Origin of the sequence: Lancefieldella rimae ATCC 49626 (assembly GCF_000174015.1) — a bacterium.
Classification (GTDB): Bacteria; Actinomycetota; Coriobacteriia; order Coriobacteriales; family Atopobiaceae; genus Lancefieldella; species Lancefieldella rimae.
The window spans coordinates 151,657-164,014 of the sequence record NZ_ACFE01000001.1 but is presented as its reverse complement, the minus strand read 5'-3'; the positions used below and the strand labels follow the sequence as shown (position 1 = coordinate 164,014).

Sequence of the window (12,358 nt, the reverse complement as noted above, 5' to 3'; positions counted from 1 at the left end):
AAAGATTCACAAAACCGATACCATACATACATCAAGGGAGGTTTTATGACATTAACAACTGCTGCTTTGCAAAAGCAGACGTCTCACATAAACATATACGATCACTTTGCCCATGAAGACGAGTATCCACAGCTTGACACAGAAAAGATTGCGGATCGTCTCGCACAAGCCATCCGATGTAAGACGGTCTATGCCGGCGAGAAGAACACCGACTTTTCACAGTTTGATCGACTGCAAAAATTGATGGAAACCGAATTTCCCCATGTTCTTGCGGCGTCTTCACAGGGTCTTGAGCGTATCGGACACTCGGTTTTGATAACCATCCCGGGCTCTGAGCCTAACCTTTCCGGTGTGATGCTCATTGCGCACCAAGATGTCGTACCCGTGGTGGCAGGCACAAAGGACAGATGGATTCACGGAGCCTTTGATGGTGTTGTCGACGATGAGTTTATCTGGGGTCGCGGTGCACTTGATATCAAAGACATGCTGATGGGGGAGCTTGAGGCTGTCGAGTTTTTGCTTGCGAGGGGCTTCTCGCCACGCCGTAGCATTTATTTGGCCTTTGGTGAAGACGAAGAGGTTGATTCGCGTGGGGCAACACGGATAGCAGCCTGTATGGAAAAGCGGGGGATTCGTGCGGAATGTCTCTTGGATGAAGGTACAACCACGTTTTTTGACGGTTCTGCATACGGGGCACCGGGGACCATTCTTTCAGACATCTGCATCTCGCAAAAAGGCTTTTTAAACGTACGTTTAACGGTACGCGGATGCGGAGGTCATTCATCAAACCCCTTCGGGGGCACCTCACTGGAGCATATGTGCACTGCCTTGTCGCGCCTTGCCGAGCATCCGTTTCCACCGCAGCTCAACGCCATTGTGTGCGAGACTTTCCGGACACTTGCCCCTCATATCACCGAAGAGCCGTTTACAACTCTTGTAAAAGATCTTCCTGCCTCAGGCGAGAAGCTCGCAGAGGCCGCAAGCACCGTTCGTGAACTGTATCCGTTTGTGAATACGACCATGGCCGTCAACATGCTCGAAGGCGGGAGCAGCGCTGCAAATGTCATGCCCGGTGACGTGCAGGCTACGATTAATTTCCGGATGCTTCCCGGTACAACCGCAGATGATGTACTTGACCATATTCATAAGGCTCTCGGTGAACTTGACGTTGAGGTTGAGGCTTTGCACACGACACCGGCGGGACGGATGGACAAGACGGACAAAGCCGGGTATCAAGAGCTGAAAGAAGTGCTTGAGCATTATTATCCAAAGGTGGAGTTTGTCCCATCCTTTGTGTGCGGGGGAACCGACTCCATCCGCTATGAATCCATATGTGATTCCATTCTGCGTATCAGCCCGTTTCGCCCCACCCCGGAAGACGAGGCTACTGGCGTTCATGGCATTAATGAGCGCATTGCCAAGCGTGTATACATGCAAGGAATCAGAGTGCTTATCGATTTTATAAAACGTATGGCCGGATAGGTCTTCTCGCCAAAAAAGCGATACAAGCGATACACTAGACGGTGCATATATACAAACGAAACGTCCCAGTATGGAAGTCGGGGAGTAAAAGAACGTGTCAGATAGAACGAATCGCATAAAGTCACAGGTCACTACACAGGTGAGCAAAGCAACCACACAGGTAAAAGACATCACCGATGCAACGGCTGCACGTGCTCAGGGTGCCGGTACGGTTACCGCTCCCATTGGAACACCTGATAATCCTTCTAACCAAGTATTCACCGTGGCCAATGTCATTACATTTTGCCGCCTCATTCTTACGTTTGTCTTTCTCTATATCTTTTGCACCCACGGAAATCGGTGGGTTGCACTTACCTGCTATGTTGTTGCTGCCGTTACGGATTTTCTTGACGGACAGGTAGCGCGACGTACCCAAACCGTCAGCTGGGTGGGCAAAGTTATGGATCCCATCATGGATCGAGTCCTGTTGTTTACGGGCGTACTTGGCCTCCTTGTTACAGGGGAACTACCGCTTTGGATTCCTCTTTTTGTCATTGGACGCGATGCCTATCTGACCTGTGGCGCATTGATTACTCGTCATTTTCGCCGCCGGCCGATCGACGTGGTCTATATCGGAAAAATTGCAACTGCCTGTCTTATGACGGGGTTCTCATTTTTACTGCTGGGTATGCCCGTGGTGGACGGTTTGGGTCTTGTACGTGTTTCATGGCTTCCGGTTCTCAATAGCCAACCGGGTGGTTTTGGTATTCTCTTTGTGTACGTAGGTATCCTTTTTTCCGCTGCAACTGCCGTTGTTTATACCGTTCAGGCTGCCCGCATCATCCGTGCAGCCGAGGAAGATGAATGAGGTTTACGGTGCAAAATTTTGCGACTGCCCCACACAAATGCACGCTTAGAGGAACTTCTCATCCGTATGATAAACGTATGTACCAGTTTCACGGCAGGTGGGTTGTAAGGGTAGTTTGGGTGTTTCTGCTTGTCGCCGTTATGTCGTTGGCTCCTCTCGCCCTTGGCATCTCACAGTATGCCTATGCAGCAGACGATACTGCCGCAGAACCTGAGATTACAGAGGCACAATCCGCCATTCTCGAAGACGATCAAGGAAACGTTCTTTGGAGTAAAGATCCTGATCGCAAGATGGGCATGGCTTCCATTACCAAAGTTATGACTGCCATGGTTGCTCTGGATTCGGGGATAGATCTTGATAAGCCATGCAATATCGTGTCGGTTGATCTGGAGGAAGGTTCCGTACTCGCAAATTATTCAACGAGCGAACACCCAACGCTCAGAGAGCTCCTTCAGGTGCTGTTGGTACATTCAGCCAATGACGTGGCATATAACATTGCCATCAATGTCGCAGGCTCTCAGGAGGCATTTGCAGACCTCATGAATAAAAAAGCCGCTGAAATTGGCATGACCAACACACACTTCTCAAATCCTCATGGTCTTGATGCGGATGATCACTACTCTACCGCCCGTGATTTGGCACTTATGGCTCGTTATGCGCGTGAGCACTACCCGTTTCTTGCAAGTACCGTTTCCATGACATCTGTGACCGCTACGGTACAGGGAGAAGAAGTTACATGGCCTTCTACCGATAAGCTCTTGAGCACCTATCCGGGTATGCTTGGCCTCAAGACGGGATCCGAAGACAGCGGAACGGCCTTTTTGGGCGCGGCACGGCGTAATGGCGTTACGCTGTATAGCTGCGTTCTTGGATGTGCCACCGACTCCGGACGTTTTGCGGATACTAGGATTATGTATGACTGGGGATACGCTCACTTCACTCGGATACCCGCATGTAATGTCTCGAATATTGTTGAAACGAGACCCTATATTGATAACTTTATGATGACCTCCGTCGTGCGGCCATACGCTTCGCGCTCGGTGCTTGCTTGGCCTGGTGCAGGAGACATGAGCTACACCATTACCACGCTGAGTTCAGGTTTGCCGGCAGCAAATAATCAAATGATTGGAACCATTACCTGGTCGCAGGGCAAAAGAGATGCCGGAACTGTTTTCTATCAGGCGCGTACGATTCCGCAGACGGTTCCCTTGTATAACATCTTTGATATTGCCTCCGTTGCGCCATATCTTTTTACGGTGGAATAACATGGCCAAGCATACAATCCTGCACGCAGAACATGAACTTCTCGGAGCTGTTTTTGACATAAATCCACAAACGGGATACGAGATTCCCATCTCGTATGGCACACCTGCATCTGCGGAAGGCGATAAGACCTCAGAGGCTGAGTGTTGTCTTTTTGACGTATCGGGTCATACGTATCAACTTATCAGCGGATCCTTGGCTCCGTCTCTTGTTTCCGATATATTTGCAGGACCCATTCTTGACATAGGGGATCTTTCATTTCAGCCTGTTTTTACTGATGACGGTGCTGTGGTGTCGGTTGCCCTTGTCGCTCGCTCCGGAGACAATGAGTATTTCTATCTTGATGTATCAAATCACGGCGGACTTCTTTCATCATGTATTGCGAAATACCTATTCGAAAAGAAACGGGAAGGTGCTTCGTCTGAGACGGTTTCGCTTGAAGATGCCGATCAACTTCTGGTTCCGCTTTTTTTGGCAGGGCCGCGTGCGCATGAAGTACTCAGTGATTATCTCAAGGACGCGCAGTCAGCCCTCCCTCCGATAGGAAAACTGTCGTTTTGCTTACTCGATGCGAGGATTGCGGCGCTTATTGGTCACGTACCTCTCAAAGACCTTGATGCGTATATCGTTTTGGTTAATCCGCAGCAGGTTCAAATATTCTGGAGGAGCCTTCTTTCATTTCCCATGGTAGTGCCAATCGGAGAAGCGGACCTTATGCGGATTCTTTCACATGAGCTGTCGTGGTTGAGCGCGTCTCACAATGTCGATGAAGCATCAATCTCTCAAGATATACATAACGTTCACGGTTTTGTTCGTTCGTCTCGCGATTTTATAGGCGGACAAGCGTTACAGTAATATATACGGCTTGTATCCGTGCGCTATTAATCTCTAAGCCTCAACCTGAGGGGGAGAATATGAAATATTCAATCAATGCCCAAGGCGTTCCGTCAGCCATTGGACCTTATTCTCAAGGGACCACCGCAGGACGGTTGGTATTTGCCTCAGGTCAACTTCCGATTTCCGCTCAAAACAATAAGGAGTTGGTAACGGGAGGCATAACGGAACAAACCGAACGAGTGATTGATCTCATTCAAAGCATCTTGGCGGAAGCAGGCTGCACTCTTTCCGACGTTGCCCAAACAACGCTTTATCTTGCCAATCTCAATGACTTGGATGCGGTAAACGAAGTATATGCACAACGTTTTACTACTCCTGCGCCGGCAAGAAATGTTGTAGAGGTTTCGCGACTTCCTTTGGACGCCTTAGTTGAAATGGACTGTATTGCGTGCCGTTAGCGGTATTATAGAGACGGTAAAACTATAAAGGAGAGGTATTTATGGCCCCAACATATAACCAGCAACCCGGTAAAACAGAGATTTTCCATATGCCTTCGGCAGATGCTACGGTTCCTGATTTGATGAGTAAAGACCACCCCTCTCATCCCGTGCTCACGATTGTTAAAGGACCTCAGACGGGTGAGACGTTTGAGCTTGATTCCACACATATTTCGTTGGGACGAGATCCCAAGAACAGTGTTTTTTTGAACGACATGACGGTTTCTCGCCATCATGCACAGATCGATCTTTCCAATCTTGGCCTTGGGTATGCCACTATTGAGGACCTTAATTCGTTGAATGGAACATGGGTTGACGGTGCCATTATCAATAAGGCAACCCTTCAGGATGGATCAACCATCCAAATTGGCACCTTCCGTATGGTATTTCATACCAGCAAACCTCGTGCATAAGAAGCTCGTATGGCTGATACAAGCTTTCTTACCATCGGTAAGGTTGTCGATAAGCTGAAAGAGAACTATCCCGACCTTACAATCTCAAAGGTACGTTACCTTGAAGATGAAGGTCTCCTTGAGCCTTCACGTTCCTCAGGCGGGTATCGACAATACTCTCAACGTGACGTTCAGCGTTTGGAAACCATTCTGTATCTCCAAAAGAGTCGCTTTATGCCTCTTTCGGTCATCCGAGAAGAACTTGAGCGGCAAGACCAAGGTAAGAATGCGATCGGTAGTATTCCTCGCAACGACAATCACACAAGTGTCCAAGCGGAAACTCACCGACAAGCAAGTGCTCCCATTATTGGTGCCGGTAACGCTGACGCCATTGTCGTACCTATTGACGATCAAAGAATTGTCGAGAAGTTCCACTCAATCGACCGTATGCCGGATCTTGTGGGCGCTTCCGTAGGTTTTGTTCGTCAGCTCTCCGAGGTTGGTGTAATCACGCTTAAGCGTTCGCCTCATGGCAGAGATCTTGTTGACGGTCATGATCTTACGCTTATTCGTCTGGCTCACGAGCTGCGCCATTTTGGATTTGAGCCCAAAAACTTGCGTCAGTATGTCATGGCCGCAAACCGCGAATCAAGCATGTTTGCAAAATCACTGGTCGTGTATGCAAAAAAGGGTGGAGGAGTTGAAGTAGAGGCAAACTCAGAGACACGTCGTAAATTTACGCAAGCTTTGACACGCATGCTCGGACTTACCAATGCCATGAGAAACGAACTTATTACGCGTCTTGTGAGTGATTCTTTTAAAGATATGGAAATCAACTCTACTTAAACTCTACTTAGGTTATACAGAGCACTACGTCGGTATTGTTTTTTGGTGCCCATTGGGTTCCACACGTCTGAAGGGGACAAAATTGCCTAATTATGACTATGAAAGCCACGTTATCAGCATTCCGGATTATCCGGAGCCAGGAATCATCTTCAAGGACGTTACACCTTTGTTTAAAGATCCAACGTGTTTTAAAGCCCTTGTTGATGACATTGCGGGACATTTTGCAAACTGCGGAATTACCAAGGTCATTGGTGCAGAAGCACGTGGTTTTTTGATTGGTGCTCCCGTAGCATATGCACTTGGCGCCGGCTTCATTCCTGCTCGTAAACCCGGAAAACTTCCTCGCGAGGTGTTTACTCAGTCCTACGATCTTGAGTATGGTACCGATGAGCTGCAGATTCACAAAGACGCTCTCAACAAAGATGACGTTGTTCTTATTGCTGATGATCTTGTGGCTACGGGCGGAACCTGCGTAGCTTCTGCTCGTCTTGCAGAACAGGCAGGAGCAAGGGTGGAAGGCTTTACGTTTGCACTTGAACTGTGCTATCTCGATCCTCGCACAACCATTTCAAAGTATTTCCCCAACACTGAGGTATATACGCTTATCAAGGTAAAACAGTAGGTTTCTTTTCTCAAACACATTTTCACAAACTTATTAGAACTCGATAAACGCACAGGTGAATCCCAGAATTTCTGAGATTCACCTTTTTTTATCGCGTCATCTACGAGCAGTTTTATGTATAGACAGTCGACCTATTTGGGTAAAAGCGTTACCATAGTTGTTGCGAGTGCTGAAAGGACATATATGAATTTTAACCGCAACATCACACGTCGTGCCATGCTTACACTGTCTGCTTCTGCCATCTTTGCAGGGCTAACTTCTCATGTTGTATATGCAGACCCTCAATCCGATTTGGAAGCGGCTTCTGCTAAGTTAGATTCTTTGGGCGCTGAGCTTGCTCAGGCTGAAGAAGATCTTAATGAGAAAACCTACGCCCTGGATGACACCAACAACAAGATTGTTGACGTACAAGAGCAGATTTCTGAAACAGAAGATAAGTTGAAGATTCAGCGGGGTATTCTCGCCGCTGCCATGAGAAGTTCCTATAAGACAGGACCTCAAGAGGCACTTGACTTTATTTTGGGCGCTTCAAGTCCTGATGACTTTATCAGCCGTGTGTATTATATGGATCGCACCAACAAAAAGCAGTCCGACTCAATCAATCAGGTACGGACGCTGGGAGATCAGCTCACGCAGCAAAGAAATGAGCTTGAGGCTCAGCAAACCCAGCTGCAAGAGCAGGTTGCCGCTATGAAATCTCAGGCCGACGACGTAAAGGCGCAAATTGCTGAGGCAAAATCCTATTACGACTCTCTTGATGCTGAGGTAAAAAAGCAGCTTGAAGAGCAGGCCGCCGCAGAAAATAACAAAAACAGCAATATCTCTACGGCCATCAACTATGCCACCAATGAAACGCCTTCCGCTCCTGATAATGGGAATGGGAACCAAAACAGCCAAGAAGAAGACGACAATACCAACAACAATAATCAAACGCCGAGCAACAACGATTCCAACAACAATACCAATAACAATACCCCCAGTAACACAAATTCAAGCAACTCCAACAGCGGCTCCGGCGGTTCCGGTAGTGGAAGCCCATATCCGTGTGGTGGCGTTGGATCTGCCTATTCTTGTTTAGGTTGGCCGTATGTGTGGGGAGGAGCAAGTCCGAGCGACGGCGGCTTTGACTGCGGCGGTCTCGTGTACTACTGCTTCTTGGGATATCGAGCCGGCTCCGCAGGTACCATTGGACGCAATATTAAAGCCGCAGGAAACTGGAAAGATTCAATGGATGAGCTTTCTTATGGCGATTGCGTCTTTACGCGCTCCGGATACAATCACATAGGCATCTATATCGGCAACGGACAGATGATACACGCCGCAAATGAGGCTCTTGGTGTCTGTATTGGGTCTGTCTGGGCCTTCTATGGCGGTGGACCTTTTAGCGGGTAGTATCGGAAAACAGAAGTCTTGAGTTTGTTTTTGAGACGTCTATTTGCGTTGCAACCAGAGTTCTTCTCGCATATTTTGAATTAACAGCACGTAAAGCGTACAATCTAACTACGGTTTACGTGCTTTTCTATATAAGATACGAGGAGATACCAGGCATGACCTCTGATACACGGCAAGACACTTCCGCAGTTGAGCGACATTTCTCACGGCGATTTCAAGTTGCTCTTGTAGGTGAAGGTGCGCTCGTGGGTCTTCTCGGCGGGGGAGTCGTAACGCTCTATCGACTGTCTCTTTCGTATGCAGAAAAGGAAATGCGCGGTATAACAGGACTTATTTCAGGAAATCTCCTTTTTGTTGCCCTCTGGTTTTTGCTTCTCGTTATCCTGAGCATTTGCGTTGGTCGCCTTGTCAAATGGGAGCCGCTTACCTCGGGATCCGGTATACCGCAAACGAATGCCGAGGTCATAGGACATCTGAATGCTCCGTGGTATCGAGTTTTGCCTGCAAAGTTTATCGAGGGTGTTCTTGTCGCCTTCGGCGGTCTTTCAATGGGTCGAGAAGGTCCATCCGTGCAGTTAGGAGGCATGTCCGGTAAAGCGATCTCAAAACTTTTGCACCTTAAAAGGGGAGAGGAACATTTACTCGTAACGTGTGGTGCAGCTGCTGGCATGTCAGCGGCGTTTCATGCACCGCTTACCGGGACTTTGTTTGCCGTTGAAGAGATTCAAAAAGAATTTCATGCGCCGCTTATCATCTCTGCTATGACTTCATCGGTTGTGGCTGATTTTTTGGTTTCTAACGTATTTGGCATGAAGCCGGTTATACGACTCGATTACGTACAGCCTCTGCCGCATATTGATTATGTTTTCGTCCTCTTTGTTGGTATCATATGCGGCGTTTTAGGGGCACTTCACAATAAGGGTATGTTTTCTTTGCAGAAAGCATACGGCAAGATTAACGTATGTGTGCCGTACGTCCGTCTCATAATTCCGTTCATAATTGCAGGCTTTGTTGCATTGAGCACACCCGATTTGCTTTGCGGTGGGGATGCTCTTATCGAAAAGATCAAAGAACCTGCAACTCTCACGGAATTGAGCGTTCTCGCGCTTTTAGTGGGGAAGTATGCCTTCACAACCGTCTGTTTCAGTGCGGGAACCCCGGGAGGAACACTTTTTCCCTTGGTAGTTATGGGGACCCTTTTGGGAACATTTATGGGGCTTTGCGTGTCTCATCTTTTTGGCATTCCCATGGCATACGTTCCAAATTTCGTTGCGATGGGTGTGGCGGGGGTCTTTGCAAGCGTTATTCGGGCTCCTGTAACGGCCGTCGTGCTTGTGTTTGAACTTACGGGCTCGCTGGAAGCGCTCGCCGCCATGACAGCCGTTTCGGTCATTTCATATACCGTTGCAAATGTATTACGAGTGGACCCATTTTACGACCATTTGCTTGCGCAACTTTTAAATGCGCTGCCCATACATTCTGATGCGCCATCGGACACAAACCGACCAATAGGCGGCGAGAAGATCCTTCAAGAATATACGCTTGGGGCGGGTAGCCGCATTGAAGGTATGTGCGTTAAGGATGTGCCATGGCCGGATAAAATCCGCATTGTCACCATTGAGCGTGCCGGTAAAGAACTTATTCCTACCGGCAATACACGGCTTCAAGCCTTTGACTCAATTTTGATCATTCTCGATGAGGCCTATGAAGACGACGTCTGTCTGAAACTTGATCTCATGACCCAGGCAGCGTCTGATCTGTTGCATCATCATCCGAGTTCGCGACCGTAAGTAATGAAGCCTTGAACGTTAGAGAAAAAGAACAAGCAATAAGAAGCCGCCGAAACGTTCGATAAGAATTTCTTACCGGTAGCCGTAACAGGGCGAGGGTGAGGTGATTCTCGACTCTTGTGACTTATCTTGTGGGAATTATCTTGTCATTCCAAATTGACTTCATATCTACTTTACATAATATCGATTATCAGACTTTTATAGCGAGAAGAACGAGCAATAAGCAAAATGCGAGATTGGCAATATATGAACCCCTTAGAAACATCTCAAAAACAAGGCTCTGAGAGCCGTTTTAAGCAATCAGAACATACCCACTGGAGTAATTATACCTCGTAAATTCTGAACACCATGAATTACCTGTATCGGAGCTATAATGTAATTCATGTTTTTATTCTAGTACAGACAGTAATACCATGACGGTATTGGAAAGACTTTCATTCAAGCGGTATAACCGATTTCAATTTGTAAGGCGACAATTTGTGAGGCGATTCTGAAAGCTGGATTCTGAAGAAAGCTGTGATGTACTTTTTTGCTTCAAAACCCTAGGCTGTGATGCATATTTGACGAGAAAACCGTTCTTTTCGTCACATAAAACTACATCACAGGTTCAAAAAACTGCCTTATCCATGCTGTTTGGAACTTTGGCTCCCCTGTCTCACTAAAATAAGCAATCTACCTGCGGATATATAATATATCCGCAGGTAGATATGGTATTTGCAGATATCTTACGTACTAAACTTGAGGATCAACACTAACCGTCAACAGCCTGTCCGAGATACAAAGCCGCAGAGGCTGCTGCCACTGCCCCGTCAGCCGCTGCAGTAATAACCTGACGCAAGGGCTTCTCGTTTAAATCTCCTGCGGTAAAAAGACCAGGTGTCTTGGTTGCCATAGTTGGATTGGCTACAACATAGCCTTGTGGAGTTATATCCGCAAGTCCATCGAGAAGCTCGGTTGACGGCACGCGTCCTACGAGAACAAAAATGCCAAACGATCCTTCCTCATAAGTCTCCGTATGTTCTTCGCCTGTCTCATTGTTCCGGAACGTCACGGAGTTCAAAAGGTCATTGCCATCGACCTTTGTAATGCTCGTCAGATACCGTATCTCTGTTTTTGGATGCGCTTCAAATTGCTCAATGGCATATTTTGCGGCGCGGAGATGATCCTTACGGACAATAAGCGTTACCTTATCGGCAAATCGGGCCAAGAACAGCGATTCTTCAACCGCTGTATTACCGCCACCAATAACAAAGACGTGTTTTCCTCGATAAAACATTCCATCACAGGTAGCACAGTACGAAACACCGTGCCCCGTGAATTGCTCTTCTCCTTCAAAACCGGCGTGGCGAGGTGTTGCGCCTCCGGAAACGATAACCGAGCGAGCCTCGTAGGTTACCTCCGGAGTGACAACTTCAAACAGACCCGTAGTGCCATCATGCTTGAGAGCCACCACGTTGCCCATTACCACCTTGGCGCCAAGATCTTCGGCTTGCTTTTGCATGGTATCGGCAATGGTAAAGCCGTCGGTATGCGGCATGCCCGGATAGTTGTCGATCTCGGTTGTTAAGATGGTCTGGCCTCCTACGGCCTCTTTTTCAAGAATGACCGTATCGAGAAGCGCGCGCGTCGCATAAATTCCGGCAGAAAGACCTGCGGGACCACCGCCAACAATAACAAGATCCTTGCGTATTACATTCGCCATAATTGGCTCCAATCTCGTATCATTTACACAATGCACATATACCCAACTCCCCTTCCTTCAACAACCAAAACCACCAAGTATTAATAGATTGTGTACAATTTATTTGTTGTAGGTAAATTTTTGTTGTAGGTATACACCAGCTATAGAGCACATGAAAAAGCCGAGGCTTTTGCGCCTCGGCTCTCCAAAGATGTCCTATATGGTAGGTACAGATGCTCTATACGTGTAGGTGCGGATGCCCTATGCGTGCAGGTTCGGTTCTTATTTCTCAATAGGTCCGTTAAAAGTTGCGCCAATGGCTCTGCTTGGCTCCTCGCCTGTAAGTGTTGACAAAATGGTAACGGAAGGTCCCAACAGGTCAATGGAAGGAATCTTACGGGCATCAAGCTCACGGCGAATTTCACGGCGAAGCGCCGCATCGGCAAAGGTGTGGAAGACCGCACGTGGCCGCTTACCGTCGTTTCTGCCATCAAAGTACTCACGCAGCTGATCGACATTCTTCACGTTAGGAACGCGAATAACCTCAATCTCAAGGCCATCAAACTGAGCCGCAGCTGCGCGGACAACCGCAATGCCCGTATCGCCACGAGCGTCAGACATTACATACAAAATAGGTACGCCGGTATCAAAGATATCATTGTCAAGATCGAGAGGTATCATCGTAAGTCCTTTCAGTAGTAAGTCACTG

At 47.8% G+C, this 12,358-nt stretch carries 12 protein-coding genes; 10 read left to right on the top strand and 2 right to left on the bottom strand.

The features are described from left to right. Positions 1 to 45 precede the first annotated feature (45 nt). The 10 genes from ATORI0001_RS00775 (at position 46) to ATORI0001_RS00730 (ending at position 9,968) form a co-directional block, all read left to right on the top strand. Positions 46 to 1,482: a M20/M25/M40 family metallo-hydrolase gene (locus tag ATORI0001_RS00775; protein WP_003148795.1), complete on the top strand. Its 1,437-nt coding sequence runs from the start codon at positions 46 to 48 to the stop codon at positions 1,480 to 1,482. 94 nt (positions 1,483 to 1,576) lie between these two features. Continuing rightward, the gene (locus ATORI0001_RS00770; RefSeq protein WP_003148669.1) at positions 1,577 to 2,329 is read left to right on the top strand and encodes a CDP-alcohol phosphatidyltransferase family protein; all 753 of its coding nucleotides are present in this window, start codon (positions 1,577 to 1,579) and stop codon (positions 2,327 to 2,329) included. Between the two features lie 77 nt (positions 2,330 to 2,406). After that, positions 2,407 to 3,594: a D-alanyl-D-alanine carboxypeptidase family protein gene (locus ATORI0001_RS00765; protein WP_244851825.1), complete on the top strand. Its 1,188-nt coding sequence runs from the start codon at positions 2,407 to 2,409 to the stop codon at positions 3,592 to 3,594. A gap of 1 nt (position 3,595) precedes the next feature. Next, positions 3,596 to 4,447, top strand: a complete 852-nt coding sequence (locus ATORI0001_RS00760) for an aminomethyltransferase family protein (RefSeq protein WP_003148192.1) — start codon at positions 3,596 to 3,598, stop codon at positions 4,445 to 4,447. 59 nt (positions 4,448 to 4,506) lie between these two features. Next, the gene (locus ATORI0001_RS00755) at positions 4,507 to 4,887 is read left to right on the top strand and encodes a Rid family detoxifying hydrolase (RefSeq protein WP_003148431.1); all 381 of its coding nucleotides are present in this window, start codon (positions 4,507 to 4,509) and stop codon (positions 4,885 to 4,887) included. Positions 4,888 to 4,928: 41 nt separating this feature from the next. Next, on the top strand, positions 4,929 to 5,339 hold the full coding sequence (locus ATORI0001_RS00750) for an FHA domain-containing protein (protein WP_003148455.1): 411 nt from the start codon (positions 4,929 to 4,931) through the stop codon (positions 5,337 to 5,339). Positions 5,340 to 5,348: 9 nt separating this feature from the next. Further along, the gene (ftsR, locus tag ATORI0001_RS00745; RefSeq protein ID WP_003148386.1) at positions 5,349 to 6,164 is read left to right on the top strand and encodes a transcriptional regulator FtsR; all 816 of its coding nucleotides are present in this window, start codon (positions 5,349 to 5,351) and stop codon (positions 6,162 to 6,164) included. A gap of 82 nt (positions 6,165 to 6,246) precedes the next feature. Next, positions 6,247 to 6,786 carry an adenine phosphoribosyltransferase gene (locus ATORI0001_RS00740; protein WP_003148580.1) on the top strand — a complete coding sequence of 180 codons (540 nt, stop codon included), beginning with the start codon at positions 6,247 to 6,249 and terminating at the stop codon, positions 6,784 to 6,786. A gap of 114 nt (positions 6,787 to 6,900) precedes the next feature. Next, on the top strand, positions 6,901 to 8,178 hold the full coding sequence (locus tag ATORI0001_RS00735; RefSeq protein ID WP_237755885.1) for a coiled-coil domain-containing protein: 1,278 nt from the start codon (positions 6,901 to 6,903) through the stop codon (positions 8,176 to 8,178). A 155-nt stretch (positions 8,179 to 8,333) separates the two neighbouring features. Then, on the top strand, positions 8,334 to 9,968 hold the full coding sequence (locus ATORI0001_RS00730; RefSeq protein WP_003148143.1) for a ClC family H(+)/Cl(-) exchange transporter: 1,635 nt from the start codon (positions 8,334 to 8,336) through the stop codon (positions 9,966 to 9,968). 751 nt (positions 9,969 to 10,719) lie between these two features. Here the strand turns inward: ATORI0001_RS00730 and ATORI0001_RS00725 are convergent. Both ATORI0001_RS00725 and ATORI0001_RS00720 read right to left on the bottom strand, forming a co-directional pair. Further along, on the bottom strand, positions 10,720 to 11,670 hold the full coding sequence (locus tag ATORI0001_RS00725) for an NAD(P)/FAD-dependent oxidoreductase (protein ID WP_003148741.1): 951 nt from the start codon (positions 11,668 to 11,670) through the stop codon (positions 10,720 to 10,722). A gap of 261 nt (positions 11,671 to 11,931) precedes the next feature. Beyond that, positions 11,932 to 12,330, bottom strand: coding sequence for a kinase/pyrophosphorylase (locus tag ATORI0001_RS00720; protein WP_003148326.1), 399 nt, complete (start codon positions 12,328 to 12,330; stop codon positions 11,932 to 11,934). Positions 12,331 to 12,358: the final 28 nt, after the last annotated feature.